Raw genomic sequence first — 26,383 nt, 5'->3', positions numbered from 1 at the left:
TGACCTGACCGGGCCTCCGCCGGAAAGGGTCTTATGGCCGCGCTTCCCGTCGATCCACATCTCTACGCCGCCTTCCTCGGCGTCATGGCCGTCATGGCCATCACGCCCGGCCCCGCCAACCTGTTCGCTGTGGCGACCGGCATGGAGAAGGGCCGCGCCTCGGCCCTGATCGGCGTGGTCGGCATGAACGCCGCCACCCTGGTCTGGTTCGGCGCCGCCGCCCTGGGCCTCGGCGCCCTGGTCGCCGCCTTCCCCCAGGTCTTCCGCCTCATCGCCGTGCTCGGCGCCCTCTATGTCGCCTGGTTAGGCGTCAAGGCGCTGAAGGGCGCCTTCGCCACCGCCGCCGAGCCGGATCATGTCGAGGTCCGGCGCGGGCGCAGCGCCCTGATCGACGGCTTCACGGTCCAGATCGCCAACCCCAAGGCCATCCTCTTCTTCACCGCCGTCCTGCCGCCCTTCCTGGACATGAACCGCCCGGTCGCGCCCCAGCTGGCCCTGTTCGCCCTGGCCACCATCGGCATGGACGTGATGTCGATGAGCGCCTACGGCCTCGGCGGCGCCGCCCTGGCGGACCGGATGAACCAGCCCCGCTTCAAGCGCGGCTTCGGAATTTTCGTCGGCGCCCTGCTGATCCTTGCAGCCATCCTGATCATCACCAGATTGCACGGTTAGGTCATCTGTGTTCGCTTCAAGGAACTTGGCCGTTCACGCCTCGTTCAGACCCACAGACGTTCAATGGACGTTCAAGGAGAACCTCCCATGAAACATCTTCGCAAAGCCCCGGTTCTGCTCGCCGTCGCCGGCGCCCTGGCCCTGGGCGCCTGCGCCACCGCCACCCCCTATCAACCCGCCGGCTACAACGGCGAGCGCGGCGGCTACGCCGAGCAGCGCCTGGAAGCCAACCGCTACAGCGTCAGCTTCTCGGGCAACTCGGTCACCTCGCGTGACCAGGTCGAGATGTCTCTGCTGCTGCGCGCCGCCGAACTGACGGTCGAGAACGGCTACGACTGGTTCGCCACCGTGACCCGCGCCACCGACCGCGACACCCGCTTCTATACGACGCCCGATCCCTTCTACTACGACCGCTATGGTCCCTACTGGGGTCCCCAGTGGCGCTTCTATCAGCGTGGCTACTGGAGCACCTGGGATCCCTACTGGGGTCGTGACCGCGACATCCGTCAGGTCGACCGCTACGAGGCCACCGCCGAGATCGTCATGGGCCGCGGTCCCAAGCCCGCCGGCGACCCCAACGCCTTCGACGCACGCGAGGTCATCAACAACATCGGCCCGCGCGTCCTGCGGCCCGCGTCCAAGTAAGAGCGCTATCGCGAGCGACGCGGTCGCTCGCTGCTTGAGCGCATTCTTGTGGCGCTAACGGCCTTCGGCCGGCTTGAGCGCCGAACTAAAAACGCCCGCCTCAGCGATGAGGCGGGCGTTGTTGTTTCTAGTCTGGGGCCTCAAGTAGCGCGAAGCGCGATAGGCCCCCTCAGGAAAGACGCCTAGGGTCGGCGTCAGCCGACCCTAGGCGTCTTCAGCCGGCGCTTGTTGGCGTGGGTCGCGGGCGCAGTGCCCAACGCCTCGGGCACCTCGCCCTTGAAGTAGAAGCGCTGCCAGGCCTCCTTGGCCGCGTCGGGATCGCCCGAGGCCAGGCGGGTGTTGAAGTCGGTGCGCGCCCGGTTCCAGGCGTCGAACTGGCCCCTCATGCCTGGATTGGACTCCAGCGAGCGGATCACGGGCTCGAAGGCCTCCACCTTGCGATGCTCGACCGGCAGGATGAAGCAGAAGGGCTCGCCCTTCTCGAACTTGACCTTGCCGGGCCGGGTGAAGATCCAGTTCATCGTGAAGGGGAAGGGCAGCCAGTCGGTCTCGATCAGGCCGGTCAGCGGCTGGATGCCGTCCTTGACGTGGTTGGGCGAGCCCTGCGCCAGCATGCCCCAGCCCGGCGGCGTGCGGAACAGATACTGCGGGTGCATGGTCAGCACCCCGCGCGAGAAGTGCGAGGTGACGAAGTGGTCCATCTCCGGCTGATGCCGGTCGGGGGTGATCTTGATGTCCGACTGGGCCGGGCCGCCGTTCCACTCGGCGGTGAAGCCGAACGGGACCAGGATCTCCCAGCCGGTGGTGTTGGCCATGGTCAGCGGCAAGCAGCGATAGGGATGCCGGCTGGCGAAGGCGTCCATCCAGTTGCGCGACTGGCGGCCCGGCACCAGGTCGCACGGCCGGGCGGTCATCGGATAGCATTCCAGTTCCAAGTCGCGGCTCCCAAACAGGTCGAACAGAGGATAACGATAGTCCTCCCCTATCGCCCCCGCCGCCCGCCCGACAAGGCCGAGATGACCGACACCGCTTCCGAACTGCCCGTCCAAGACACTGTTCCCGCCTATGACCGCGCCCGCCTGCTCGCCTGGATGGCCGAAAACGACGTGGTCCAGACCACCCGCGACCACCCCGCCGTCTTCCGCGTCGAGGAGGGGCTGGAGCTCAAGGCTGACCTGCCCGGCGTCCACACCAAGAACCTGTTTCTCAAGGACAAGAAGGGTCGGCTCTGGCTGATCTCGGCGGCCCAGGACACGGTCATCGACCTGAAACGCGCCCATCGGACGCTGGGCTCCGACCGCCTGTCCTTCGGCAACGAGACCCTGATGTGGGAGACCCTGGGCGTCCGCCCCGGCTCGGTCACCGCGCTCGCCCTGATCAACGACGCGGATCGCCGCGTGACCTTCGTCCTGGATCAGCGCCTGTGGGAGGCCGACATCGTCAACTTCCACCCCCTGACCAACACCGCAACCACCGCCCTGGACCAGGCCGACTTCCGCCGCGTCCTGTCACTGCTGGAGCGCGAACCCCTGGTGGTGGATTTCGACGCCCTCTGAGGCTGGAGGCCTTCATCGACGCTGGCGCGCCTTCCGAGCTTGGCTATAAAAGACCCCAAGTCGGGGAGCAGCGTATGACGAATTTGAAATGGACGGCCCTGGCGATCGCCGGCTTGGTCGCAAGCCAGGTCCAGGCCCAGACGCCCGCGCCGCTCCCCATACCCTTCGGCGACAGCCTGGCCCAGGCCGCGACTCCCCTGGCCGTCGGCCCTGAGGGCCTTTCCGGTCCCGGCGCGACCGTCCTGTCCGAGGCCGTCGCCGCCAGCCGCTATGTCCTGATCGGCGAGAGCCACCTTTCGCGCGAGATTCCGGCCTTCACCACCCAGATCTGCCGCCTGATGGCGCCGTCAGGCCTGACCGCCATGGCCGTCGAGATCGGCCCCGAGGCCGCCCGCGTCGTCAACGCCCACATGCGCGCGCCGGATCGCGAGGCGCAGATCGGCGCCTTCATGCGCAGCCATCCCGACGCCATGGCCTTCTTCAACGGCGCCGACGAGGGCCGGATGGCCGCCGACTGCGCCGCCGCCGCCGGTTCCGACTTTTCGCTCTGGGGGCTGGATCAGGAATTCCTCGGCGCCAGCGGCCACCTGCTGGAGCAGATGCTGGCCGCTGACCCCGGCCCCCTCGCGCGCGCCGAAATCGAATCCCTGATGACGCTGGAGCGCGCCTCGACCCGCGCTGCTCTGGAATCCGGCTCGCCCGGCGACCTGTTCCTGTTCACCGTCACGGACGAAGCCCTCGACAAGGCCCGCCTCGCCGTGGCCCAGGACGGCGGCGCCCGCGTCCAGGCGCTGTTCGAGGGTCTCAGCGAGACCCACGCCATCTACCACGCCTCTCAGGCGCAGGAAGGCGACCCGAACGGGCGTCGTGCGCGCCTGATGAAACGAACCCTGGCGGCCCATCTGCAGGCCCATCCCGGGGCCCGCGTGTTGATGAAGTTCGGCGCCTGGCACGGCTACAAGAGCCTCAACCCGCTCAACCAGCGCGACCTCGGCGCCTTCGTCGCCGAACGCGCCGACGGCGAAGGCGAGAAATCCCTCCATGTCATTGTCCTGGGCGCTCGCGGCTCGGAAGCCAGCTACAACGGCGTCGGCCGTGAGGCCGCCGTGCAGGCGTTCGACGTCATGACGTCCGAGGACGCCGACTGGCGCAAGGATGTGACCCTCGCACGGCGCGCCGACATGGCGCCGCAGGACTGGATCCTGGTGGACCTGCGCAAGCTGCGCACCCGCGCCGTCGAAACCTACACGCCCGAGTGGCGACAGCTGGTGCTGGGCTACGACATCGCCCTCCTGGCGCCGACCCTCACCGCAACCCGCTTTCTCGGCGCTCCGGAAAAGACCGCGCCCTAGATCCGCGCCGCGAAATATGCGCCGCTCGCGCGTCCCCTTCTGACGCAGGCGCCTGCTATGGCGAGCTTCATAGCGGGCCGCGCGGCGGTCGATTTCAGACGATTCAGACGAATTGGACTCTGTTTTTTCGCCGCCAGGTCCAAAGCCTCGCGGCGCGGCGCCGACTGCGTCCATTTCAACGCTTGATGGCGAGGCATCCCGACGCCATCTGATCCGTTACGATTCTTCGACCCTTATGCGGACCCGATCATGACCTTCGCCGATCCGACCACCACGCCCGACGACCTGATCAAGGACGGCACCGACGCCTCCTTCATGACCGACGTAGTCGAGGCCTCGAAACATCAGCCGGTCATCGTCGATTTCTGGGCCACCTGGTGCGGCCCGTGCCGGACCCTGGGCCCCGCACTGGAAAAGGCCGTTCGCGGCGCCCAGGGTGCGGTGAAGATGGTCAAGATCGACGTCGACGCCAACCCGGCCTATGCGGGCCAGCTCAAGGTCCAGTCGATCCCGACGGTCTACGCCTTCGTCAACGGCCAGCCGGTCGACGGCTTCCAGGGGGCCATCCCCGACAGCCAGATCAAGGCCTTCATCGACAAGCTGACCGGCGGCGCCGGCGTCAACACCGACATCGAGCAACTGCTGTCGCTGGGCGAGGAATCCCTGTCGCTGAACGACCTCGGCGGCGCGGCTCAGGCCTTCGCGCACGTCCTGACCATGGAGGCCGACCACCCCAAGGCCATCGCCGGCATGGCCCGCGTCTACCTGGCCGAGGGCGACACCGAACAGGCGCGCCAGACCATCGCCATGGCCCCCGCCGATTCCACCGACCCCATGGTCCAGAGCGTCCGCGCCCAGCTGTCGCTGGCCGCCTCGGCTCCGACCGGCGCCACCGCCGAGCTGGAGGCCAAGATCGCCGCCGACCCCAATGATCATCAGGCCCGCTACGACCTGTCGCTGGCCCTGGCCTCGGCGGGGGATCTGGGCGGCGCCGTCGATCAGCTGCTGGCCATCGTCAAGGCCGACCGCGAGTGGAACGACCAGGTGGCGCGCAAGCAGTTGCTGACCGTGTTCGAGGCCGCCGGCGCCACCAGCGAGGTCGCCCGCGACGGTCGCCGCCGCCTGTCCTCCATCCTGTTCGCCTGACCGGAGAGAGCGGCGATGGCGCAGGGCTATATCAAGGCGATTGAACTGCCCCAGGTGATCCCGGTGTTTCCGCTGCCGGGCTCCATCCTGCTGTCGCGCGGCCAGCTGCCGCTGAACGTGTTTGAGCCGCGCTATCTCAACATGGTCGATGACGCCATGGCGGGGGATCGGATCATCGGCCTGATCCAGCCCCTGACCGGGCTGGACAACCCCCAGCCGCCGCTCGCCCGCGTCGGCTGCGCCGGGCGCATCACCAGCTTCAACGAAACCTCGGACGGCCGCTATCTGATCACCCTGACCGGGGTCTGCCGGTTTCGCGTGAGCAGCGAGCTTCAGGTCAAAACCCCCTATCGTCAGGTCCACGCCGACTTCGCCCCGTTCGAAGCCGACCTGCGCGCGCCCGACCCCGCCGCCGACTTCGACCGCGACCACTTCCTCGACGCCCTGCGCCCCTATCTGGAGCACCGGGGCCTGAACGTAGACTGGGACACCGCCGAGATCGCGCCTCAGGAAGCCCTGATCAACAGCCTGGCCATGGCCCTGCCCTTCGAACCCGCCGAGAAACAGGCCCTGCTGGAAGCCATCACCCTGGAAGACCGCGCCGAGGCCCTGACCGCCCTCCTCCGCATCGAAGCCGCCGCCAGCGACGACGACGACGGCCCGGCGATGCAGTAGGCGCCGGGGCTCAAGTAGCGCGAAGCGCGATAGCCCCCTAAGAAGCCACTTCCTCAAGCAGCGAGCGCCCGCGGCGCGAGCGATAGGAAACAAAGAAGATCATGAGCGACGCCTTCAACACCCCCGTCTCGGTCGATCCCCGCCTGCTGGAGGTGCTGGTCTGCCCCGTCACGCGCGGCCGCCTGACCTATGACCGCGAGCGCAATGAGCTGATCTCGGCCGGCGCCAAGCTGGCCTTCCCGATCCGCGACGGCGTGCCGATCATGCTGGCCGAGGACGCCCGCCCTCTGGACTGATCCTTTACGCCGCGCTTAGGCGGGCGCCCGCTTTCCGCATCGCGCCCTTACGCCCCTTGGGCGTCTTCTTCAGGCTCTGAAGGAGACCCCCATGAGCCGCCGCGCCCTGCTGAACCAGTCCCTTAACCGCGCCGCCCCGCCTAGAGCCCCATCCAGCGTCTGGCGCATGACCCAGACCGTTCTGACCCTCTATCTCGGCTGCACCCCGCGCGACCCCGCCGACCGGAGCCGCCCGCGATGATGAGCGGCTATCCCGACGCCGGCGTCCCTGAAATTCAGGCCGAGGCCGTGCCCCACAGCAGCCGCACCTATGGCGTCGTCGCTCGCGACGGCGGCTGGTGCGTCACCCTGGACAGCTGCGCCACGCGGCCCTTTCCTGACCGCGAGGCGGCGCTGCGCATCGCCAAACAGCTTCAGCGCCAGGCTGACCGCCTGAACCACGCCGAGGCCAGGTCATGACCGCCCAGCCCCTGGCCTCGTCGCCCCGTCCCGTCCTGTTCGAGATCCAGAGAGCGGGCCGGGTCTGGCGCCTGGCCTCCTCGGACGGCCTCTTCTTCGGCCTGTTCCAGAACCGCGCCTCGGCCCTGCGCTGCGCCGTCGAGGAAGCCGACCGCCGCGACGGCGGCGACGTGCTCCTGCACACCCACGACTAGCGCCAAACGGGCCTCAAGCAGCGAGCCGCCGCGCGGCGAGCGATAGGCCCCCTTCTTAAAGAGCCTCGCCTCGCAAGAGGCGAGGCAAATCCCCCGTCGCCCCGCCCGCCTCGTGCATGAAGGCGCGGCGGAGGGGGGCGACGCGGTTGACCGCCGCCATGCCCAGATCGCGCGCCAGCCGCACCGGCGCCAAGTCATTGGAGAACAGGCGCACGAAGCCGTCGAAGCCTGCCGCCAGCGCCGCATTGTCGAAGCGGCGCCAGCGGGCGTAGCGCTCCAGCACCAGCTCCGAGCCGATGTCCTCGCCGATCCGCACGGCGTCGGTCAGGACCTCGGCCAGGGCGGCGGCGTCCTTCAGCCCCATGTTCAGCCCCTGCCCCGCCACCGGGTGCACGCCATGGGCGGCGTCGCCCAGGATGGCGATGCGCGGCGCGGTCAGCTTCTCGGCCAGTTGCAGGGACAGCGGATAGACAAAGCGCGGCCCCACGACCTCGACGCCATCGAGGAACTCGCCGAAGCGCCGCATCAGGTGGGCGTGGAAGGCCTCGTCCGGAGCCGCCTTCAGCGCCTCGGCCCGGCGCGTGCTCTCGGTCCAGACCAGGCTGGCGCGCTGCTCCGTCAGGGGCAGGATGGCGAAGGGCCCGTCCGGCAGGAAATATTCATGGGCGACATTGCCGTGGTCGCGACCCAGCCTGACCGTCGCCACCACGCCGCTCTGGCCATAGCCCCAGCCAAAGGTGTCGATGCCGGCCGCACGGCGCACGGTCGAGCCGCGCCCCTCGGCGCCGACGACCAGAGGCGCACTGATGGTCGCGCCGTCCTTCAGGGTCACGGTCGCCAGGCCCGGCCCGACCTCGACGCCACCCACCGAAGCCGGCGCGCGGACTTCGATCCCGGCGGCGGTGACGGCCTGCGCCAAGGCCGTGCGGATGCGCCGGTTCTCGAGCATATAGCCCAGGGGCTCGCCGCCATTGCGGTCGCCGATCTCATCGGCGTCGAAGCGAATATAGGCCGGCGACGGCGGGCGGCTGGCGGCGCCGGGGCGCTTGCCGTCCGTCACCAGAATGCGGTCCATGCGGCAGGCGTGGGGGCGCAGGCTCTCGCCCAGGCCAAGCGCGTCCAGCATGCGGAAGGTGGAATAGGCGATGGCGGTCGAGCGCCCGTCGAAGGTCGGCGCCAGTTGGGCGTCGAACGGCTGGGGATCGACCAGCACCGGCTTCAGCCCGCCCTGCGCCGCCGCCAGGGCGAACGTCGCCCCCGCCAGTCCCGCGCCCGCGATGATGATGTCGTAATCCGTCTGAGCCATGCCGCCTGTGTCGCGCCGATGGCCGCCCGCGTCCAGAGCCCAGACGTCGCGGTCGCCTGATCGATGGCTGGTAAACAGCCCCTTAACCCTGTCGCGCGACAAGGGAGGCCTAGTCTTCTGAGGTTCGCCTTCATGTCCGCCGCCCTCGCGCTCGGCCAACGCGCCTGGTCCACCGCCCGCATCGTCTGGGGCGCGCCCTTCGCCGTGCGTTTCCGCGGCGTGCTGCAAGCCCTGCTGTCGACCCTGTTGCTGGTCGCCATGATCTCGTGGAACCCGGCGGACCCCAGCTGGAACGCCGCCTCGACGCAGGGCGCAACCAACTGGCTAGGCGGAGCGGGCGCGACCCTGGCCGACCTGATGATGCAGTCTCTGGGCCTGGCGGCCTGGCCCGCCGTCCTGCTGCTGATCGCCTTTGGACTGGCCACGGCCATCGGCGACGCCCTGCAACACCGGCTTCAGCCCACGGCCTTCAAGGTCTTTTGCTCAATCTCCGGCGTCCTGCTGCTGTCGGCGGCGCTTTCCGCGCTGGCGGCGCCCGCCAAATGGCCGCTGGCCGCCGGGCTGGGCGGCCTGTGGGGCGACGGCGTCACGGGCCTGTCGGCGCAAGGTCTGGCCGCCCTGCACATTCCCGCCGGGCGCTGGATCGCCGGCGGCCTGTTCCTGATCCTGGGCCTGTGGGCCCTGGGCTATGCGGTGGGCCTGCGCCTGCGTGACTTCACCGACACCGCCGGCTGGGCTGCCGAGAAGCACGCCGCCCACCGCGCGGATCGCCCCGCCAAGGTCAAGACGCCTTCAAAAGCCGGCCTCAAGGGCGACGCCCGCATCGTGGCCGAGGCCGCCGCCCCGTCTGCGCGAAGGCCTCGCCGCGCGCCCGAACCGGAAGCCGCGCCCGCCGACCATGCGGCCGAGGACAATCCCTACGCCGCCGATCCCTATGCCGACGACGAGGCGCCCGGCGCCTCGGTCCCGCCGTGGGAAGACGCGGCCCCCGTCGCCCCCATCGCGCCCCCCTCAGCACGCGGCGCGACCCGCCCGGCCGAGCCCAGGGTCGCCGCTGTCAAGGCGCCCCGCCCCGCCCGCGACGCCGACCAGCAGACCTTTGAGTTCGAGCCCAGCGACGGTTTCGACCTGCCCTCGCTCGGCATCCTGGCCAAGCCGCAGCAGCGCGTCGGCGCCGTCGATGAGGAATCGCTGAAGCAGAACGCCAAGATGCTGGAGGGCGTGCTGCAGGAGTTCGGCGTGCGCGGCGCCATCGACCAGATCCGCCCCGGCCCCGTCGTCACCCTCTATGAACTGGTCCCCGCGCCGGGCGTAAAGCACGGCCGCGTCGTGGCCCTGGCCGACGACATCGCCCGCTCCATGTCGGCCCGCGCCTGCCGCATCGCCGTGGTTCAGGGCCGCAACGCCATCGGCATCGAACTGCCCAACGCCAAGCGCGAGACGGTTTACTTGCGCGACCTGCTGGCCTCCGGCGAATACGACAAGAAGAGCCATCTGCTGCCGCTCGCCCTCGGCGAAACCATCGGCGGCGAGCCTTACGTCGCCGACCTGGCGCGCATGCCCCACCTGCTGATCGCGGGCACCACCGGCTCGGGCAAGTCGGTGGGGGTCAACGCCATGATCCTGTCGATCCTGTATCGCCACACGCCGGCCGAGTGCCGCTTCATCATGATCGACCCCAAGATGCTGGAGCTGTCGGTCTATGACGGCATCCCGCACCTGCTGGCGCCGGTCGTGACCGATCCCAAGAAGGCGGTCGTGGCCCTGAAGTGGACCGTGCGCGAGATGGAGGACCGCTATCGCCGGATGTCCAAGCTCGGCGTCCGCAACGTCGCCAGCTACAACGAGCGCGCCCGCGAAGCCCAGGAAAAGGGCGAGCATTTCGAGCGCACCGTCCAGACCGGCTTCGACGAACAGGGCCGCCCGGTTTATGAATCCGAGAAGATCCGCCCCGAGCCCATGCCCTATCTGGTCGTGGTCATGGACGAGATGGCCGACCTGATGCTGGTCGCCGGCAAGGACGTGGAGGGCGCGGTGCAGCGTCTGGCCCAGATGGCCCGCGCCGCCGGCATCCACCTGATCATGGCCACGCAGCGCCCGTCGGTGGACGTCATCACCGGCACCATCAAGGCCAACTTCCCGACCCGGATCAGCTTCCAGGTTACCTCCAAGATCGACAGCCGCACCATCCTGGGCGAACAGGGCGGCGAGCAGCTGCTGGGTCAGGGCGACATGCTCTACATGGCCGGCGGCGGCCGCATCACCCGCCTGCACGGCCCCTTCGTCACCGACCAGGAAGTCGAGGAGGTGTGCAAGCACCTGCGCAGCCAGGCCGAGCCCGACTACCTCGACCTGATCACCGACGAGCCGGACGGCGACGGCGACGGCGCCTTTGACGAGGACGGCGGCGGCTCCGGCGACGACCTCTACGACCGGGCCGTGGCCGTCGTCACCCGCGACCGCAAGGCCTCGACCTCCTACATCCAGCGCCGTCTGCAGATCGGCTACAACCGCGCCGCCACCCTGATCGAGCGCATGGAACAGGAAGGCGTCGTCAGCCCCGCCAACCACGCCGGCAAGCGCGACATCCTGGCCGGCCCTCCTCCTTGACCTAGTCGGCTGCGCCGAAGCGGCAGCTTCGCTGCCGGGCGCTATCGCTCGCGACGCGGTCGCTCGCTGCTTCAGCGCCGAAGCAGACAGGGTGAAACGGAACCGCCCTCCTCCCAGACCCGTTGAAGCGCCCATGTCCTCAAGCAGTGAGCGACCGCGTCGCGAACGATAGGACCCTAAAGACAATGAACGACGCTTCATCGGGCCGCCGAAATATGGTCAGGCTGGGGTCATGGGGTCGCCGTCTGCCTGCGGCTTGATGACCATCCGAACCCTCATCCCGAACGGGAGAAGACAAGACATGACGATTTCACGCCGCGCCTTTGGTTTCAGCGCCGCCGCATTGGCGATCATCGCCGCCGCGCCTGCTTCGGCCCAGTCCAACCTGTCCGCCGAGGACCAGGCCACCCTGCGGCAGGCTCAGGCCTATCTGACCGCCCTGACGGCGGCCCAAGGCAACTTCATCGAGACCGGCCCCGGCGGCCAGCAACGCTCTGGCAAGTTCTGGCTGCAGCGCCCGGGCAAGATGCGCTTTGAATACAGCGACCCGGCGGGCCTGCTGGTCGTGGCCGACGGAAACAACGTCAAACGCTACGACCCGCGCCTGAACGTCTTCCGTCAGGTGCCGCTGGCGGCCACGCCGTTATCCACCTTCCTGGCCCGCGAGGTCCGGCTGGATCAGGGCGTGCGCGTCGATCGCGTCACCCGCATGGCGTCGGGCGCCTTCGCCATCACCGCCCGCGATGCGTCAAAGCCGGCCGAAGGTTCGGTCATCCTGGCCTTCGCCGGATCGCCGCTGCGGCTGCAGGAATGGACCATCACCGACGCGCAAGGCTCGCGCACCCGCATCCAGCTGACCTCGCTGCAGCCCGCATCTAGCCTGGCCGCCAGCCTGTTCCAGCTGCGCGATCCAACGCGTCGCCCCAGCCGCAACTAAGGCGAGCGTCACAAGGCCTGCACAGCCCTGACGTATTTTGTTGATTTGACTTTTTTCTCAGCTGTGACACTTTGAGCACAGGAACGACGGCGGTCGTTCTGTCCGCCATGGAATCATCCCCTCCCGGCGGCGAGAGAGACGAACCTGTTCAGCGCCCGGACCCGTTCCGGGCGCTTTTTTCTGGTCGCGACCATGCTAAGGCCGGGCCATGAGCCTTCGCATCGTCACCTGGAACATCAACTCGGTCCGCCTGCGCGTCGATCAGGTCGCCCGCTTCGTCGCCGAATACGCGCCCGACGTCCTGTGCCTGCAGGAAATCAAATGCACAGAGGACCAGTTTCCTCGAGAAGCCTTTGAGCAGATGGGCCTGCCCTATCTGAAGATCCGCGGCCAAAAGGGCTGGCACGGCGTGGCCATCGCCAGCAGGCTGCCGATCCTCGACGGCGAAGGCCCTGCGCTCGACGTATGCCGCGAGGGTCATGGCCGCTGCGTCTCGGGCCTGATCAACGGGATCGAGGTGCAGAACTTCTATATCCCGGCCGGCGGCGACATTCCCGACCGCAAGCTGAACCCCAAGTTCGATCACAAGATGGATTTCTATGAGCGCCTGACCGCCGAGATGAAGACCCGCGACCAGCAGAGACCTCTGGTCCTGGCGGGCGACTTCAACATCGCGCCTGGCGACAACGACGTCTTCAATCACAAATTCATGCTGAAGGTGGTCAGCCACACGCCGGGCGAGATCGAGACCCTGCGTCGTCTGCAAGACGCCGGCGGCTTCGCCGACGTGGTGCGCGATCAGATCCCGGACCCGGTCAAGCTGGCCAGCTGGTGGAGTTATCGCGCCAAGGACTTCCGGGTGTCGAACCGGGGCCTGCGGCTGGACCACCTGTGGACCTCGCCGGGCCTGACGCCCGCCGTGGTCAAGGGCAGCGCGCGCATCCTCGACACGGTGCGCGAATGGGAACGGCCCAGCGACCACGCCCCCGTGGTCATGGACCTGGCCGTCTAGAAAACGTCAGATGAGCAGAAGACAGGCGGCCGGGGGAGCGACCGCCTGTCCTTAGAACCTGGCGCGAAGATCTGAGTTCAGATGCGATCGCATCTGAACCGATTTCGCTATGCAGCTCAGGCGGCGCCGAGCAGCTTGGCGCCGGCCAGAACGCCCAGCAGGATCAGGGTGACGCTGCCGGTGAAGACGACGACGGCTTCGAACGAAGCGTCGGCGCGGGGATGCACGAGTTTCATGTCTGGGTCCTTTCGGCGGGGAGATCCGAATGCACCGAACATGGTCCATCGACCCGCTGTGGACAAACCACGGTTAGGCTGGGTCGAGTGAGTTCAGATCACTCGATGGGGCCGGCGTGGGCCTCAGCCTCGATCCAGTTCAGGAAGCGCCGCAGCTTGGGCTCGTCCGCCCGTTCAGGCAGGACCACGGCCCAGTAGGCCAGGTTGTTGGTCAGGGCGTGATCGACCGGCTGGATCAGCCGCCCCTCCTTCAGGTCGTCCGCGGCAAGGGGCGCCGACGTCAGGGCCACGCCGCGTCCCGACAGGGCGGCCTCCAGCGCCAGATGGCTGTGGCTGAAGACCGGACCGCGCAAGTGCTGGACGCGGGGATCGACGACGCCCGCGCTCTCGAACCAGGCCTTCCAGCCCATGCGGTCGGCGAACGGCAGATCGTGCCAGCTTTCATGGATCAGAACGGCGCCCAGCAGGTCCGCCGGGGTCCGCATGGCCCGCGCCGCCGCCAGCGACGGGGCGCAGACCGGGATCAGGCGTTCGCTCATCAACCGACGCGCGACCTGGCCGGGATAGGGGCCTTCGCCGTAGCGCAGGGCCACGTCGGCCTCGCCGTTCGACAGGTCGGCGATGCGGTCTTCGGCGAAGACGATCAGGTCGAGGTCGGGGTTGTCCTCGCTGAAACGGTGCAGGCGCGGCGACAGCCACTTGCCGGCCAGCGACGGCAGGGCCGAGATCCGCAGCTGTCTTGATCGGCCAGGCCGCACGGCCTCCAGGGCGCTTTCCAGCCGCTCGAAGGCGTCGGCCACGCCTTGCGCCAGACGGCGACCGTCGGCGGTCAAGACCACGGAACGGTTGAAACGGTCGAACAGACGCAAGCCCAGCCGCATCTCGAGCGCCTTGATGTGGCGACTGACGGCGCCGGGCGTGACGCCCAGCTCCTCGGCAGCCTCGCGGAAGCTGCCGAGGCGCGCCGCCGCGTCGAACGCCCGAAGCGCCACCAGAGGCGGGGTCGGGCGACGTTCGCTCATCGTCCGGTCGTCAGGGCTGCAGGCGGTAGCCGCCCGCGTCGGTCAGCAGCAGACGCGCCTGACCGGGCTCGGGCTCGATCTTCTGGCGCAGGCGATAGATGTGGGTTTCCAGGGTGTGGGTGGTGACCCCGGCGTTGTAGCCCCAGACCTCGGTCAGCAGCTCCTCACGCGACACGGGCTTGGCCCCGGCGCGATAGAGATACTTGAGGATGTTGGTTTCCTTTTCCGTCAACCGGACCTTCTTGCCCTTGTCGTCCAGCATCATCTTCGACGCCGGGCGGAACTCGTAGGGGCCGATCTGGAAGACGGCGTCCTCGGACTGCTCGTGGCTGCGCAGGTGAGCGCGGATGCGGGCCAGCAGGACGGCGAAGCGGAAGGGCTTGGTGACATAGTCGTTGGCCCCTGAGTCGAGACCCAGGATGGCGTCGGAGTCCGAGGACTGGGCCGTCAGCATGATGACCGGGGTCGAGACCCCCGCCTTGCGGATCAGGCGGCAGGCCTCGCGCCCGTCCATGTCGGGCAGGTCGACGTCCAGCAGGATCAGGTCGGCGCGAACCTCGCGCGCCTGACGCACCCCGTCGGTGGCGGTGGAGGCCTGGACGGGACGAAACTCCTCGTGCAGGGCCAACTGCTCGGCCAGCGCCTCGCGCAGGTCGTCGTCGTCGTCGATGATGAGGATCGTCTTGGGGGTCGCCATGACTAGAGAATGGCGAGGCTTGAGGGGTTCGCCAAGGGTGCTCCGCTATTTCATCGCTTTAAGAGGGCTTTAGAGGCGTATTTCGTTCCCCGAACAGGGCCGAACCGACCCGGACATGGGTCGCGCCGGATCGAATGGCGGCTTCATAGTCGCCGCTCATGCCCATCGACAGCACCGACAGACCGTTGCGGGCGGCGATTTCGCCCAGCATCTTGAAATGCGGATCCGGCGCTTCATCCGCCGGGGGGATGCACATCAGACCCTCGACGGTCAGGCCGTGGACATCGCGCGCGGCGGCGATCAAGGCGTCGGCGTCGGCGGGCAGGACCCCGGCCTTCTGCGGTTCGGCGCCGGTGTTGACCTGAACCAGGACGCGGGGGCGGCGCCCCGTCTTCTGCATGGCTGCGGCCAGGGCGCTGGCCAGCTTCTCGCGATCCAGGGTCTCGATGACGTCGAACAGTTCGACCGCCTCGACCGCCTTATTGGTCTGCAGCGGGCCGATTAGACGCAGCTCCAGATCGGGAAGGGCGGCGCGGCGCTCGGCCCAGTGCGCCTGCGCCTCCTGCACCCGGTTCTCGCCGAAAACGCGCTGGCCGGTCGCCAGAGCCGCCTCCAGCGCCTCGGACGGCTGGGTCTTGGACACGGCGGTCAGGATCACGGACGCCGGGTCGCGTCGGACCTCGACGCAGGTCTGGGCGATCCGCTGGCGCACGGCGGCGAAGCGATCATGGATGGACGGAACGACGGAAGCGGGATTAGAGGCGGTCATGACCCTGTCCGAGGACGCGCGCACGCTGTGGCAGACGGCGACGGCTCTAGCCCGTGCGGCGGCGGCTGTCAGCCCGTCGAAAGTCCCCCTGCCCCCGCTGCTCTTCTTCACCGATCCCGCGCGCACGCCGCGACCCTGGGAAACGGCGGCGCGTCTGCCGCCCGGGGCCGGCGTGGTCTTCCGTCATTTCGGGGCGACCGATGCGCTGGAGATCGGCCTGCGGTTGCGGGCGGCGACCAAGGCGGCGGGCGTGCGCCTGCTGGTCGGCCTGGACGCCGATCTGGCCGAGCGGATCAAGGCGGACGGCGTGCATCTGCCGGAACGGGCCCTGTCGGCGGCCTACGCCCTGTCCGGACGACGCCCCGACTGGCTGCTGACCGGGGCGGCGCATTCGACGAAGGCCGTGAAGGCGGCGCGCGATCTGGACGCCCTGGTGCTGTCGCCGGTGTTTCCGGCGGGCGGCGCCTCGGCCGGCAAGCCCGCGCTGGGGATCGAAGGCTTCAAGGCTCTGGCGGCGCCGGCCCCCTGCCCCGCCTACGCCCTCGGCGGAATCAGCGCGGCCAATGCCGAAACCCTGATCGGATCAGGCGCGTGCGGCATCGCGGGCGTGGACGCCGTGCAGACCGCCTTCAGGCCCTAAGGCCGGACGCAATCAGAATTTGAAGATGGTTTCCAGACGGACGCGCGGCGCGGCGCGACGGTCGGCGGCGCTTTCGGGGGCGCGGGCCGGATCAACCTCGGGCGAGGCCAGATTGGCGGCGGCGCCGACCCGCAGACGCGGGCTGAGGCGGTAGTAGGCGCCCGCCTCGACGTCGCCCCAGTCGGTCTCGCGACCGACGGGCTGGTTCAGGTTGAAGTTCAGGCCCCAACGACCGCTGTCGTTCCAGCGCAGGCCGCGACGTTGCGGGGTCGCGGTCGAATGCGGCGTCTGGGCGGCTTCGGTCAGGGAGACGGCGGGGGCCCGACGCGTCTGGGCCGAGGCGTCATGAGCCGTCCCGGCGATCGCCAGGATGCCCACAGTCGCAGCGATGATCGCAACGAAACGCATCTTCCAACCCTATAAGACCGGCTTTAACGCCGACCCATTGTTTCCTGAACCTGAGCCTTAGCTCAAGGACACAGCGATTAGACACCGCTGGTCCGCCCGGTCAACGAAACGTCGTCATCCACAGGTCGTTCCTCACGACTCTTGCGTGTCCTGTGGCCCGGACACCACGCCAATAAGTCGACTTACCGTCGCGGGAACATCGGTTCGCCTTGTCACAGCCCCTTTTCGCCGTGTTATAGAGCGTGGCTGCGGCGCAGACGTGTGCGGACCGGTGGGCGTTTGCGCCCAGGGCTCGCTCTACGCTTCGACCTCGAACCTTTACGGAGACCTCGGAATGGCATTTGTTCGCGGCGCTGCGGTCGCCCTTATCGCGTCTGGCCTGCTGCTGGGCGGCTGTTCCAGCCTGCCCTTCGTCGGCAGCAAGGATAAGGCCCCCAAGGCTGACGTCCAGCTCGGCATCGGCGTGAACGCCTATCTGTGGCGCGCGACGCTGGACACCCTGTCCTTCATGCCGCTGGCCAGCGCCGACCCCTGGGGCGGCGTCGTCAACTATGACTGGTACGTCAATCCTCAAGCGCCGAACGAGCGCTTCAAGGCGACCGTCTTCATCCTGGATCGCCGCCTGCGCGCCGACGCCCTGAACGTCTCGGTGACCAAGGAAGTCAAGGACGCCGCCGGCGCCTGGACCGCCGCCCCGGTCGCGGCCCAGACGGAAACCGATCTGGAAAACGCCATCCTGACCCGCGCACGTCAGCTTAATCTCGCCAACGCGGCTCGCTAAGAGCCGCCTTCTCCGCCACCCCAACGCAGACCTCAGGGCCGCCTCAAGCTTCGCGCCTGAGGCGATACCTCAGGATACGCCGTGGCCACTCGTTACGAGTCCAAGACCGCCGAACCCCGCCAGCAAGCCCGCTGGGCGGCTGCTGACGCCTTCTCCGTGTCGAACGAGGACACCGGTCGGCCCAAATACTACGTCCTCGAGATGTTCCCCTATCCGTCGGGCAACATCCACATGGGCCACGCCCGCAACTATGTGATGGGCGACGTGGTGGCGCGTCACAAGCGGGCGCAAGGGTTCGACGTCCTGCATCCGATGGGTTGGGACGCCTTCGGCATGCCGGCCGAGAACGCGGCCATGGAGCGCGGCGTCCACCCCGGCGACTGGACCTGGTCCAACATCGCCACCATGCGCGACCAGCTGAAGCTGCTGGGCCTGTCGCTGGACTGGTCCAGAGAGTTCGCCACCTGCGATCCGGACTATTACGGCAAGCAGCAGGCCTGGTTCCTAGAGCTGTTGAAGCGCGGTCTGGTCTATCGCAAGGACGGCGTGGTCAACTGGGACCCGGTCGACAATACGGTCCTGGCCAACGAACAGGTCATCGACGGACGCGGCTGGCGCTCGGGCGCCCTGGTCGAGAAGCGCAAGCTGAACCAGTGGTTCCTGCGCATTACTCAGTATGCGGATGATCTGATCGATGGTCTGTCGGAACTGGAAGGCCGCTGGCCTGACAAGGTCCGCCTGATGCAGGAAAACTGGATCGGCCGATCCAAGGGCCTGCAGATGAAGTGGGCCTTCGCCGCTGGCGCCGCCCCCGCCGGTCACGACGCGGTCGAGGTCTATACTACCCGCCCCGACACCCTGTTCGGCGCCAGCTTCGTCGGCCTGGCCCCTGACCATCCGATCTCGAAACAGCTCGCCGAAGCTGATCCCAAGGTCGCCGCCTTCGTCGCCGAATGCCGCAAGGGCGGCGCTTCGCAGGCCGAGATCGAACAGGCCGAGAAGATCGGCTGGGACACGGGCCTGAAGGTCGTCCATCCCTTCACCGGGGCCGAGGTTCCGGTCTGGATCGCCAACTTCATCCTGTCGGAATACGGCACGGGCGCCGTCTTCGCCTGCCCGGCCCACGATCAGCGCGACCTCGACTTCGCCCGCAAGTACGGCCTGCCGGTGATCCCGGTCGTCCGTCCTGAGGGCGCCGGCGACGACTTCGCCGTGGCCAACGAGGCCTATACCGGCCCCGGATCGCTGTTCCACTCCGACTTCCTCGACGGCCTGGACATCGACACCGCCAAGGCCAAGGCCATCGCCCGTATCGAGGCCGCCGGCCAGGGCGAGGCCAAGACCATCTATCGTCTGCGCGACTGGGGCGTCAGCCGCCAGCGCTACTGGGGCTGCCCCATCCCCGTCATCCACTGCGAGGCCTGCGGTCCCGTCGCCGTGCCGTCGGAGCAACTGCCGGTCGAACTGCCGAAGGACGTGACCTTCGACGTGCCCGGCAACCCGCTGGACCGTCACCCGACCTGGAAGCACGTCAACTGCCCGACCTGTGGCGGCGCGGCCCGTCGCGAGACGGATACGCTGGACACCTTCGTCGATTCCAGCTGGTACTTCGCCCGCTTCGCCGACCCCAAGGCGGCCGAGCCGATCAACAAGGCCGCCGCGTCCAAGTGGCTGCCGGTCGATCAATACATCGGCGGCGTCGAACACGCGGTCCTGCACCTGCTCTACGCCCGCTTCATCACCCGCGCCCTGTCGGACGCCGGTCTGATGGACGTGAAGGAGCCCTTCGCCGGCCTGTTCACCCAAGGCATGGTGGTTCACGAGACCTATTACGAAGGCCATGAAGCCAGCGGCAAGCCGCGCTGGGTCGAGCCTTCGGACGTCCGCATCGAGACGGTGGACGGCCAGCGCGTCGCCACCCGTCTGTCCACCGGCGCCGCCCTGACGATCGGCGACATCGAGAAGATGTCCAAGTCCAAGAAGAACGTGGTCGCGCCCCAGGACATCATCGAGGCCTACGGCGTCGACGCCGGGCGCCTGTTCGTCCTGTCGGACAGCCCGCCCGAACGCGACGTTCAATGGTCCGCCGGGGGCGTTGAGGGCGCCAGCCGCTTCGTCCAGCGCGTCTGGACCGAGTTCGACGGCTTCGACCCCGCCGCCCCGGCCAACCCGGACGTGGACGCCAGCCTGATCCGCGAGACGCACAAGACCATCAAGGCGGTCAGCGAGGGCGTCGAGGGCTTCCGCTTCAACTCGGCCATCGCCAAGCTCTACGCCTTCCTGGCGACCCTGCGTCAGCACGACAAGGCGGGCGGCGAGGCGAAGAAAACCGCCCTCTCGACCATGGCCCGCCTGATCGCCCCCTTCACCCCCCACCTGGCCGAAGAAGCCTGGGCGCGGTTGGGCGAAGACGGCATGGTTCTGGACGCGCCCTGGCCCGTCTATGACGCGGCTCTGGGCGCCGACGACGCCGTCACCCTGCCCGTCCAGATCGGCGGCAAGCGCCGCGGCGAGGTCGTCCTGCCGCGCGGGTCGGACAACGCCGCGGTCGAGGCCGCCGCTCTCGCCAATCCGACGGTTCAGGCCTACCTTGCCGCCAACAACCTCAGCGTCCGCAAGGTGATCGTGGTGCCCGACCGTATCGTCAATCTGGTGGCCGGCTGATGCGTCGCGCCCTCGCCCTGATGGCGGTGGCGGGCGCGGCCCTGCTGTCCGGCTGCGGCTTCACGCCCCTGTACGGCGACACGGGCGTGGCTGCGGGCCTGTCGCGCATCGCCGTGACCACGCCGGACAACCGCCTGGGCTATCGGCTGCGCGAGCAGTTGGAGGACGCCTTCGGTCGCGACGGTTCGGCCCAGCCCCTCTATCGCCTGGCAACGGAAGTGACGCAGGAGCGCCGCCCCCTGGGTCGGCGGATCGACGACACGGCCAGCCGTTATGAACTGACAGTCAAGGCGGACTGGACCCTGACCCCGGTCAGCGGCGGGGCGCCGATCAAGGGCTCGCAGACCACGACCACCACCTATGCCGCCGCCGACCAGCCCTATGCCGCCATCGCCGCCCAGCAGGACGGCGAGGACCGGGCCGCCGCCGATCTGGCGCGCCTGATCCGGCTGGACATGATGCGCGCCCTGGCGGGCCAGTGAGGCCTGTTCTGAAGGGCCCAGCCGAGGGAATGCTCGCGTGATCCTGGCCAAACGGCCCGAGGTCGATCGCTTCCTGAGGTCGCCGGACGCCGGGATCCGCGCGGCCGTGATCCACGGCAAGGACCGCTCGGGCGTCACCGAGCGCGCCCTGACCCTCTACAAGGCCATCACGCCTGACCTGAACGACCCGTTCAACGTCACCTTCCTGACTGAGGCCGACATCGACGGCGATGCGGTCAAGCTGGAGGAGGCGCTGACGGCGCTGAGCATGATCGGCGGGCGCCGCCTGGTGCGCATCCGCCTGTCCGACGGCAAGCCGAGCGTCGACAAGGCCATCGCCGCCGCCCTGACTATCCACGCCGACGGCGGCTACAATCCCGACGCCATGCTGGTCATCGAGGCCGGGGCCCTGGGTCGCGAATCCGCCCTGCGCAAGGCCGCCGAGAAGTCGCCCGGCGCCGTCGGCATCGCCTGCTACGAGGACGAGGTCGGCGACGTCGCTCGCATGACCCGCGAGGCCCTGAGCGCCGACAAGGTCGGCCTGACCGGCGACGCCCTGGATCGCTTCGTCGCCCGCCTGCCCCGCGAACGCGGCCTGATGCGTCAGGAGATCGAACGTCTGGTGCTCTACATCGGCCCCGGTTCGGGCCGCACCATCGACGTGCCGGAGCTGGAAGAGCATCTGGGCGTCGAGCCCGACGCCTCCCTGTCCGACGCCGCCCTGCAAGCCTTTGGCGGCCGCCCCGGACCCGCCCAATCAGGCCTGCGCCGCGCCCTGGCCGAGGGCGAAAGCGCCGTCATGGCCGTGCGCATGGCCGCCATCCATCTGGGAAAACTGCGCCGGATCAACGTCCTGCAAGCCTCAGGCGCCGGCGCCAAGGAAGCCGCCAAATCCGCAGGGGTCTTCTGGAAGCAGGAGGCCGAGATCCTGCGTCAGGTCCGCGCCTGGCGGCTGGAATTGCTCGACGAGGTGCAGGACAGCGTCAACACGGCCGACATCGCCACCAAGACCACGGGCATGCCCGAGGCCCTGATCGCGGAACGTCTCCTGCTGGAAATCTCCGCCCGCGCCAAGCGCATGGGGCTTTGATTTAGGGGCCTACCGGCCTTCGGCCTACTTGAGGCTCGTCTCCTCTTTCCTCCCCACTTTGTGGGGAGGGGGGCCGCGTAGCGGTGGAGGGGGCGACGCAAACGTCAGCCACTCGAGCGCCCCTCCGTCACGGCGCTATCGCGCCACGCTACCTCCCCATTCTTAGGGGAGGAAGGCTGAAATCAGCCGCGCTTCGACGCCTTGCGGAAGGCCGGCTTATTCGCCGCCGCCGCCTGACGCTGCATGGCCTTTTCGGGCGCCTTGCCGACCGTCTTCACGCCCGGCTGGCCGCCTGGGACTCCAGCCTTCTTGGCCGCGAGGGCGCGTTTCAGGGATTCGGTGGCGCTGGTCTTATCGGTCTGTTCAGTCATGGCCGCACCCTAGCACGGTCTGGTGAGAAACGCCCGTCAGCCGCGCATCAGGCGCCGGCACAGGTCGTCGAGCTGTTCCAGCGTGGCGTATTTGATGGTCAGCTCGCCCTTGCCGCCCTTGTCGGTCAACTCAACCTTCAGGCCCAGGGCGTCGGCCAGATCCTGCTCCAGGGCGGCGACGTCGGCGGCGCCCTCACCGCTCGGCATCGGCTTGGCCTTGGAGGCCTTGGGACCATCGCTGGCGCGACGGGCCAGGGCCTCGGTCTGACGCACGTTCAAGCCCTTGGACAGAACCTGTTCGGCCAGGGCCTCGGGGTTCGGGGCCGTGATCAGGGCGCGGGCGTGACCGGCCGAGAGCCGGTTCTCCATGACGTGGGTCAGGACGCTGTCGGGCAGTTGCAGCAGGCGCAAGGTGTTGGCGACGTGGCTGCGGCTCTTGCCGACCACGCCGGCCAGAGCGTCCTGGGTACGGCCGAAACGCGAGATCAGCGAACCATAGGCCATGGCCTCTTCGACCGGGTTCAGATCGGCGCGCTGGACGTTTTCGATGATGGCGACCTCCATCACCTCCACATCGTCCATCGGGCGCTCGATGATCGGCACGAATTTCAGACGGGCGGCCTGGGCCGCGCGCCAACGCCGCTCACCGGCGATGATCTGCCACATGCCGTCCTGGCCCGGCTGGGCCCGCACCAGAATGGGCTGAAGCACGCCCTTGTCACGAATCGAGGCGGTCAGCTCTTCCAGATGCTCGGCGGCGAACTGCTTGCGCGGCTGATCGGGATTGGGCTTCAGGCTCTCGATCGGGACGGCGCGCACGCCCGTCGGCTGAGCGCCGCCGTCCACCGGCGCGCTCTCGGCGACGTTCTCTCCCAGAAGGGCCGACAGACCACGACCCAGACCACGTTGACGTTCGGACAAGATGCTGATTCCGTTCTACTTAATCGGGAAAGCCGCCGATCAGGCGGCGAGCGCCTGACGGCGCTGGCGTTCACGCGCCACAAGCTCGCGCGCCAGCTTCAGATAGGCCTGGCTGCCGGTGCATTTCAGATCATAGATCAACACCGGCTTGCCGAAGGACGGCGCCTCCGAAACCCGCACATTGCGGGGAATGACGCTGTCATAGACCTTGTCGCCGAAGTGACTGCGCACATCGGCCGCCACCTGCCCCGACAGGGCGTTTCGGCGGTCGTACATGGTCAGGACCAGGCCCTGAATCTCCAGCGCTGGATTGAGGCTCTGCTTGACCATGTCGATGGTCCGCATCAGTTGGGTCAGGCCCTCCAGCGCAAAGAACTCGCACTGCAAGGGCACCAGGACCGCGTCGGCGGCCGCCATGGCGTTCAGCGTCAGCAGGTTCAGCGACGGCGGGCAGTCGATCAGGACATAGTCATACCGCGTATGACCATTGCCGCCCTGCGCCGCCAGGGCGTCACGCAGACGATAGGAGCGGCGATCCGCCTGGCTCAGTTCGATCTCGACGCCCGACATGTCGGCGTCGGCCGGCACGATAAAGAGGCCCGGGACAGCGGTTTCGACCGCCGACTGGTCGATCGGGCGGCCATCGACGATGACGTCATAGATCGTTGCTCGGCGTGTTTCACGTGGAACACCCAGACCCGTCGAGGCATTGCCCTGCGGGTCCATGTCGACGATCAGCACCTTCTCGCCAATGGCGGCCAGCGCCGTGCCGAGGTTGATGGCGGTCGTGGTCTTGCCCACTCCGCCCTTCTGGTTGGACACAGCCAGAACTCGAGTCTGTTTTTCGCGATCAGCGGACACGGCGAAGACTCCGGATGTGGACGATACGGCCGCGCGGGTCGCTGCGCGAGACGGAGAGGTCGCTGTTAAAATGCCAGACCTTGGCCGCCTCTTTCAACTCAGCTTCGGCCTTCTCGCCCTTCAGGAACAGGCCTTGTGCACCGTGCTGGAAGTAAGGTTGTGCATAAGCCAGCAGTTTCTCCATCGGCGCCACGGCGCGGGCGGTGACGATGTCGACTTCGACGTCCTGCTCCTCGGCCCGACCGTTGACGACCGTGGCCGGCAGATCCAGGGCTTCGACCACCTGATCGAGGAACCGACAGCGTTTGCCCAGGCTGTCGATCAGCCAGACATGGGCGTCAGGACGGTCCTTCAGCAAGATGGCCAAAACCACGCCGGGGAAGCCGGCGCCGGCGCCCAGATCGGCCCAGGTCAGGGCCTCGGGCGCCAAGGCCAACAGTTGGGCGCTGTCCCAGGCATGACGGTTCCAGAAATCGGGAATGGAGTCGGGGCCAACGAGGTTCATCACCTCATTGGCCTCGGTCAACATGCTGAGGAAGGTCGTCAGATCCTTGATCTGGGTGTCGCTGGCCCCGGTGTGGGTGCGGAAGACGGCGATGGGGTCCAGGGTCACGCGACGATGGTCTCGACTTCTGCGGCGAGCGACGTCGCCTTCTTCACATGGGCCAGCAGCGCGGTGAGCGCCCCCGGGGTCATACCTTCGATCCGGCCCGCCTGCCCGAGGGTGCGGGGCTGGACCATGGTCAGCTTCTCACGGACCTCGTTCGACAGCCCGCCAATGAGGGCGTAGTCGAGACCTTCGGGCAGGGACAGGCCCTCCTCCCGACGCAGGGCCTCGGCCTCGGACGCCTGACGATCCAGATAACCGGCATAGACGGCGTCGATCTCGACCTGCTCGCGCACGGCGGGCGACCAGTCGGCGACTTCCGGATGGATGGAAACGAAGTGGTCCAGCGTCACGTCCGGGAAGGACAGCAGGTCGCGGATCGAACGGCGCTGACCGTCAGCATTGACCGTGATGCCTAGGACCCCAGCCTCCTTGGGCGTGAACTGCGTTTCACGTGAAACGCGGTTCGCCCGCTCCAGCTGGCCGGCCTTCTCGAGCCATACCTTGGCGCGGTCACTGCCGACGATGCCCGCCTCGATGCCGATGGCCGTCAGGCGCACGTCGGCATTGTCGGCGCGCAGGGTCAGGCGGTACTCGGCCCGGCTCGTGAACATGCGATAGGGCTCGGTGACGCCGCGTGTCACCAGATCGTCTATCATGACGCCGATATAGGCCTGGTCGCGGCCGAGAATGATCGGGTCGGAGCCAGCCGCGGTCCGGGCGGCGTTGAGCCCGGCGATCAGGCCCTGGGCCCCCGCTTCCTCATAGCCCGTCGTGCCGTTGATCTGCCCTGCCAGATAGAGGCCAGGGCGCTTCTTGACCTCCAGCGCCGGGGTCAGTTCACGCGGATCAACATAGTCGTATTCGATCGCGTAGCCGAAACGGAAGACCTCGACGGCCTCAAGGCCCGGCATGGTTCGCAGGAAGGCCATCTGCGTGGCGTCGGACACCGAGGTCGAAATGCCGTTGGGATAAACAGTCGGGTCGTCGAGACCTTCGGGTTCCAGGAAGACCTGATGGCTGGTCTTGTCAGCGAAGCGGACCACCTTGTCCTCGATCGAGGGGCAGTAACGCGGGCCGCGACCCGACAGCTTGCCGCCATAGACGGCGCTCTCGCCCAGGTTCTCGGCGATGATGCGGTGGGTTTCTTCGGTCGTATGCGTGATGCCGCATGCGATCTGCGGCACTTCAATCTTGTCGGTCAGGAAGCTGAACGGCACAGGCTGGTCATCGGCCGCCTGCATCTCCAGCCGATCCCAGGCGATGGTGCGGCCGTCCAGGCGCGCGGGCGTGCCGGTCTTTAGACGGCCCATCATCAGGCCGGCGCCATAGAGGTCGGCGGCCAGGCCGACAGACGGCGCCTCGCCAAAGCGGCCGGCAGCGATACGCTCCTCGCCGCGATGGATGACCCCGTTAAGGAAGGTGCCGGTCGTCAGGACCACGGCTCCGGCGCGCAGTTCAGTCCCCTCGCCCGTCGTGACGCCGACCACGCGGTCGCCGTTCAGGATCAGGGCCTCGGCGGTCCCGGCCATCAGGGTCAGGTTCGGCGTCTGGGCCAGTTCGGCCTGCATGGCCTCACGGTACAGGCGACGGTCGATCTGGCTGCGCGGTCCGCGCACGGCGGCGCCCTTGGAGCGGTTCAGCAGGCGGAACTGGATGCCCGAGACGTCGGCCAGGCGCCCCATCACGCCGTCCAGGGCGTCGATCTCCCGCACCAGATGGCCTTTGCCCAGGCCGCCGATAGCCGGGTTGCAGCTCATCTCGCCCACGGTTTCCAGCTTCTGGGTCAGCAGCAGGGTGCGGGCGCCGGCGCGCGCCGAGGCGGCCGCCGCTTCGCAGCCGGCGTGACCGCCGCCGATGACGATGACGTCGAAGGTCGTGGAGGGGGAGGAAGTCATGGCCGAGCACATAGTCTATCCGGCCCGACATCGCCACAGCCACGACGCCGTTGTTTCACGTGAAACACCGAAGTTC

Annotated in this window: 29 protein-coding genes; 18 read left to right on the top strand and 11 right to left on the bottom strand. The window is 68.2% G+C overall.

What is annotated here, in order from left to right:
• The first annotated feature begins 33 nt into the window (after nucleotides 1-33).
• Together HNP51_RS03705 and HNP51_RS03700 are read left to right on the top strand one after the other, a co-directional pair.
• Nucleotides 34-672: a LysE family translocator gene (locus tag HNP51_RS03705; protein WP_184267166.1), complete on the top strand. Its 639-nt coding sequence runs from the start codon at nucleotides 34-36 to the stop codon at nucleotides 670-672.
• A gap of 87 nt (nucleotides 673-759) precedes the next feature.
• Nucleotides 760-1,317, top strand: a complete 558-nt coding sequence (locus HNP51_RS03700) for a CC0125/CC1285 family lipoprotein (RefSeq protein ID WP_184267164.1) — start codon at nucleotides 760-762, stop codon at nucleotides 1,315-1,317.
• A 194-nt stretch (nucleotides 1,318-1,511) separates the two neighbouring features.
• Here the strand turns inward: HNP51_RS03700 and HNP51_RS03695 are convergent, their stop codons facing one another.
• Nucleotides 1,512-2,252: a DUF6065 family protein gene (locus HNP51_RS03695; RefSeq protein ID WP_184267162.1), complete on the bottom strand. Its 741-nt coding sequence runs from the start codon at nucleotides 2,250-2,252 to the stop codon at nucleotides 1,512-1,514.
• A gap of 81 nt (nucleotides 2,253-2,333) precedes the next feature.
• On the opposite strand from HNP51_RS03695, the gene HNP51_RS03690 reads away from it, so the two are divergent.
• The 8 genes from HNP51_RS03690 (at nucleotide 2,334) to HNP51_RS03655 (ending at nucleotide 6,995) form a co-directional block, all read left to right on the top strand.
• Nucleotides 2,334-2,873, top strand: a complete 540-nt coding sequence (locus HNP51_RS03690; RefSeq protein ID WP_184267160.1) for a prolyl-tRNA synthetase associated domain-containing protein — start codon at nucleotides 2,334-2,336, stop codon at nucleotides 2,871-2,873.
• Nucleotides 2,874-2,947: 74 nt separating this feature from the next.
• Nucleotides 2,948-4,225 carry a hypothetical protein gene (locus HNP51_RS03685; RefSeq protein ID WP_184267158.1) on the top strand — a complete coding sequence of 426 codons (1,278 nt, stop codon included), beginning with the start codon at nucleotides 2,948-2,950 and terminating at the stop codon, nucleotides 4,223-4,225.
• A gap of 249 nt (nucleotides 4,226-4,474) precedes the next feature.
• Nucleotides 4,475-5,371, top strand: a complete 897-nt coding sequence (gene trxA, locus HNP51_RS03680) for a thioredoxin (RefSeq protein ID WP_184267156.1) — start codon at nucleotides 4,475-4,477, stop codon at nucleotides 5,369-5,371.
• 15 nt (nucleotides 5,372-5,386) lie between these two features.
• The gene (locus tag HNP51_RS03675; RefSeq protein WP_184267154.1) at nucleotides 5,387-6,046 is read left to right on the top strand and encodes an LON peptidase substrate-binding domain-containing protein; all 660 of its coding nucleotides are present in this window, start codon (nucleotides 5,387-5,389) and stop codon (nucleotides 6,044-6,046) included.
• Nucleotides 6,047-6,147: 101 nt separating this feature from the next.
• Nucleotides 6,148-6,342 (top strand): Trm112 family protein, encoded by a 195-nt coding sequence (locus tag HNP51_RS03670; protein WP_046652703.1) that lies wholly within the window; start codon nucleotides 6,148-6,150, stop codon nucleotides 6,340-6,342.
• Between the two features lie 91 nt (nucleotides 6,343-6,433).
• Nucleotides 6,434-6,583, top strand: a complete 150-nt coding sequence (locus HNP51_RS03665) for a hypothetical protein (RefSeq protein WP_184267152.1) — start codon at nucleotides 6,434-6,436, stop codon at nucleotides 6,581-6,583.
• Nucleotides 6,583-6,801 carry a hypothetical protein gene (locus tag HNP51_RS03660; RefSeq protein ID WP_184751182.1) on the top strand — a complete coding sequence of 73 codons (219 nt, stop codon included), beginning with the start codon at nucleotides 6,583-6,585 and terminating at the stop codon, nucleotides 6,799-6,801. The genes HNP51_RS03665 and HNP51_RS03660 overlap by 1 nt, the downstream gene beginning before the upstream one ends.
• On the top strand, nucleotides 6,798-6,995 hold the full coding sequence (locus HNP51_RS03655) for a hypothetical protein (protein WP_184267148.1): 198 nt from the start codon (nucleotides 6,798-6,800) through the stop codon (nucleotides 6,993-6,995). Before HNP51_RS03660 ends, HNP51_RS03655 begins: the two co-directional genes overlap by 4 nt.
• Nucleotides 6,996-7,050: 55 nt before the next feature.
• Here the strand turns inward: HNP51_RS03655 and HNP51_RS03650 are convergent, their stop codons facing one another.
• A complete protein-coding gene (locus tag HNP51_RS03650) occupies nucleotides 7,051-8,301 on the bottom strand; it encodes a UbiH/UbiF/VisC/COQ6 family ubiquinone biosynthesis hydroxylase (RefSeq protein WP_184267145.1) in 1,251 nt (416 codons plus the stop codon).
• Nucleotides 8,302-8,433: 132 nt separating this feature from the next.
• Here HNP51_RS03650 and HNP51_RS03645 point away from each other — a divergent pair, with 132 nt between their 5' ends.
• From HNP51_RS03645 to xth, 3 genes are all read left to right on the top strand, one after another.
• Nucleotides 8,434-10,911: a DNA translocase FtsK gene (locus HNP51_RS03645; protein WP_184267143.1), complete on the top strand. Its 2,478-nt coding sequence runs from the start codon at nucleotides 8,434-8,436 to the stop codon at nucleotides 10,909-10,911.
• Nucleotides 10,912-11,212: 301 nt separating this feature from the next.
• Entirely contained in the window at nucleotides 11,213-11,848 is a 636-nt protein-coding gene (locus HNP51_RS03640; RefSeq protein WP_184267141.1) for an outer membrane lipoprotein carrier protein LolA, read from the top strand.
• 208 nt (nucleotides 11,849-12,056) lie between these two features.
• A complete protein-coding gene (gene xth / locus HNP51_RS03635) occupies nucleotides 12,057-12,860 on the top strand; it encodes an exodeoxyribonuclease III (RefSeq protein ID WP_184267139.1) in 804 nt (267 codons plus the stop codon).
• 334 nt (nucleotides 12,861-13,194) lie between these two features.
• Here xth and gcvA read toward each other — a convergent pair whose 3' ends face one another.
• The 3 genes from gcvA to HNP51_RS03620 are packed head-to-tail and all read right to left on the bottom strand — an operon-like array spanning nucleotide 13,195 to nucleotide 15,584.
• On the bottom strand, nucleotides 13,195-14,118 hold the full coding sequence (gene gcvA / locus HNP51_RS03630) for a transcriptional regulator GcvA (RefSeq protein WP_184267137.1): 924 nt from the start codon (nucleotides 14,116-14,118) through the stop codon (nucleotides 13,195-13,197).
• Nucleotides 14,119-14,128: 10 nt separating this feature from the next.
• Nucleotides 14,129-14,815 (bottom strand): response regulator transcription factor, encoded by a 687-nt coding sequence (locus HNP51_RS03625; RefSeq protein ID WP_114818220.1) that lies wholly within the window; start codon nucleotides 14,813-14,815, stop codon nucleotides 14,129-14,131.
• A gap of 58 nt (nucleotides 14,816-14,873) precedes the next feature.
• Nucleotides 14,874-15,584 carry a YggS family pyridoxal phosphate-dependent enzyme gene (locus tag HNP51_RS03620; RefSeq protein ID WP_184267135.1) on the bottom strand — a complete coding sequence of 237 codons (711 nt, stop codon included), beginning with the start codon at nucleotides 15,582-15,584 and terminating at the stop codon, nucleotides 14,874-14,876.
• On the opposite strand from HNP51_RS03620, the gene HNP51_RS03615 reads away from it, so the two are divergent.
• A complete protein-coding gene (locus HNP51_RS03615; RefSeq protein ID WP_260398294.1) occupies nucleotides 15,583-16,224 on the top strand; it encodes a thiamine phosphate synthase in 642 nt (213 codons plus the stop codon). The genes HNP51_RS03620 and HNP51_RS03615 overlap by 2 nt on opposite strands.
• A gap of 12 nt (nucleotides 16,225-16,236) precedes the next feature.
• On the opposite strand, the gene HNP51_RS03610 is transcribed toward HNP51_RS03615, so the two are convergent.
• Entirely contained in the window at nucleotides 16,237-16,632 is a 396-nt protein-coding gene (locus HNP51_RS03610) for an NtrZ family periplasmic regulatory protein (RefSeq protein ID WP_184267131.1), read from the bottom strand.
• 334 nt (nucleotides 16,633-16,966) lie between these two features.
• On the opposite strand from HNP51_RS03610, the gene HNP51_RS03605 reads away from it, so the two are divergent.
• The 4 genes from HNP51_RS03605 to holA all read left to right on the top strand — a co-directional run bounded on the left by HNP51_RS03605 (nucleotide 16,967) and on the right by holA (nucleotide 21,649).
• Entirely contained in the window at nucleotides 16,967-17,413 is a 447-nt protein-coding gene (locus tag HNP51_RS03605) for a DUF3576 domain-containing protein (protein ID WP_184267129.1), read from the top strand.
• A gap of 81 nt (nucleotides 17,414-17,494) precedes the next feature.
• On the top strand, nucleotides 17,495-20,077 hold the full coding sequence (gene leuS, locus HNP51_RS03600) for a leucine--tRNA ligase (protein ID WP_184267127.1): 2,583 nt from the start codon (nucleotides 17,495-17,497) through the stop codon (nucleotides 20,075-20,077).
• Nucleotides 20,077-20,559 carry an LPS assembly lipoprotein LptE gene (gene lptE / locus HNP51_RS03595; RefSeq protein WP_184267125.1) on the top strand — a complete coding sequence of 161 codons (483 nt, stop codon included), beginning with the start codon at nucleotides 20,077-20,079 and terminating at the stop codon, nucleotides 20,557-20,559. The genes leuS and lptE overlap by 1 nt, the downstream gene beginning before the upstream one ends.
• A gap of 37 nt (nucleotides 20,560-20,596) precedes the next feature.
• Nucleotides 20,597-21,649: a DNA polymerase III subunit delta gene (gene holA / locus HNP51_RS03590; RefSeq protein WP_184267123.1), complete on the top strand. Its 1,053-nt coding sequence runs from the start codon at nucleotides 20,597-20,599 to the stop codon at nucleotides 21,647-21,649.
• 182 nt (nucleotides 21,650-21,831) lie between these two features.
• Here holA and HNP51_RS03585 read toward each other — a convergent pair whose 3' ends face one another.
• Genes HNP51_RS03585 through mnmG form a run of 5 tightly spaced genes read right to left on the bottom strand, consistent with a single transcriptional unit; the run spans nucleotide 21,832 to nucleotide 26,307 of the window.
• A complete protein-coding gene (locus HNP51_RS03585; RefSeq protein ID WP_184267121.1) occupies nucleotides 21,832-22,020 on the bottom strand; it encodes a hypothetical protein in 189 nt (62 codons plus the stop codon).
• 36 nt (nucleotides 22,021-22,056) lie between these two features.
• Nucleotides 22,057-22,941, bottom strand: a complete 885-nt coding sequence (locus tag HNP51_RS03580) for a ParB/RepB/Spo0J family partition protein (RefSeq protein ID WP_221415699.1) — start codon at nucleotides 22,939-22,941, stop codon at nucleotides 22,057-22,059.
• A gap of 39 nt (nucleotides 22,942-22,980) precedes the next feature.
• Complete coding sequence (locus tag HNP51_RS03575; RefSeq protein ID WP_184267119.1) at nucleotides 22,981-23,802, bottom strand: ParA family protein; 822 nt, start codon at nucleotides 23,800-23,802, stop codon at nucleotides 22,981-22,983.
• Nucleotides 23,792-24,415 carry a 16S rRNA (guanine(527)-N(7))-methyltransferase RsmG gene (gene rsmG, locus HNP51_RS03570; RefSeq protein ID WP_184267117.1) on the bottom strand — a complete coding sequence of 208 codons (624 nt, stop codon included), beginning with the start codon at nucleotides 24,413-24,415 and terminating at the stop codon, nucleotides 23,792-23,794. The genes HNP51_RS03575 and rsmG overlap by 11 nt, the downstream gene beginning before the upstream one ends.
• Complete coding sequence (mnmG, locus tag HNP51_RS03565; RefSeq protein ID WP_184267115.1) at nucleotides 24,412-26,307, bottom strand: tRNA uridine-5-carboxymethylaminomethyl(34) synthesis enzyme MnmG; 1,896 nt, start codon at nucleotides 26,305-26,307, stop codon at nucleotides 24,412-24,414. Before mnmG ends, rsmG begins: the two co-directional genes overlap by 4 nt.
• Between the last annotated feature and the right edge of the window lie 76 nt (nucleotides 26,308-26,383).

The sequence above is a fragment of the Brevundimonas bullata genome, from assembly GCF_014207965.1.
Classification (GTDB): domain Bacteria; phylum Pseudomonadota; class Alphaproteobacteria; order Caulobacterales; family Caulobacteraceae; genus Brevundimonas; species Brevundimonas bullata_A.
This window is presented reverse-complemented; position numbering and strand designations above follow the sequence as displayed.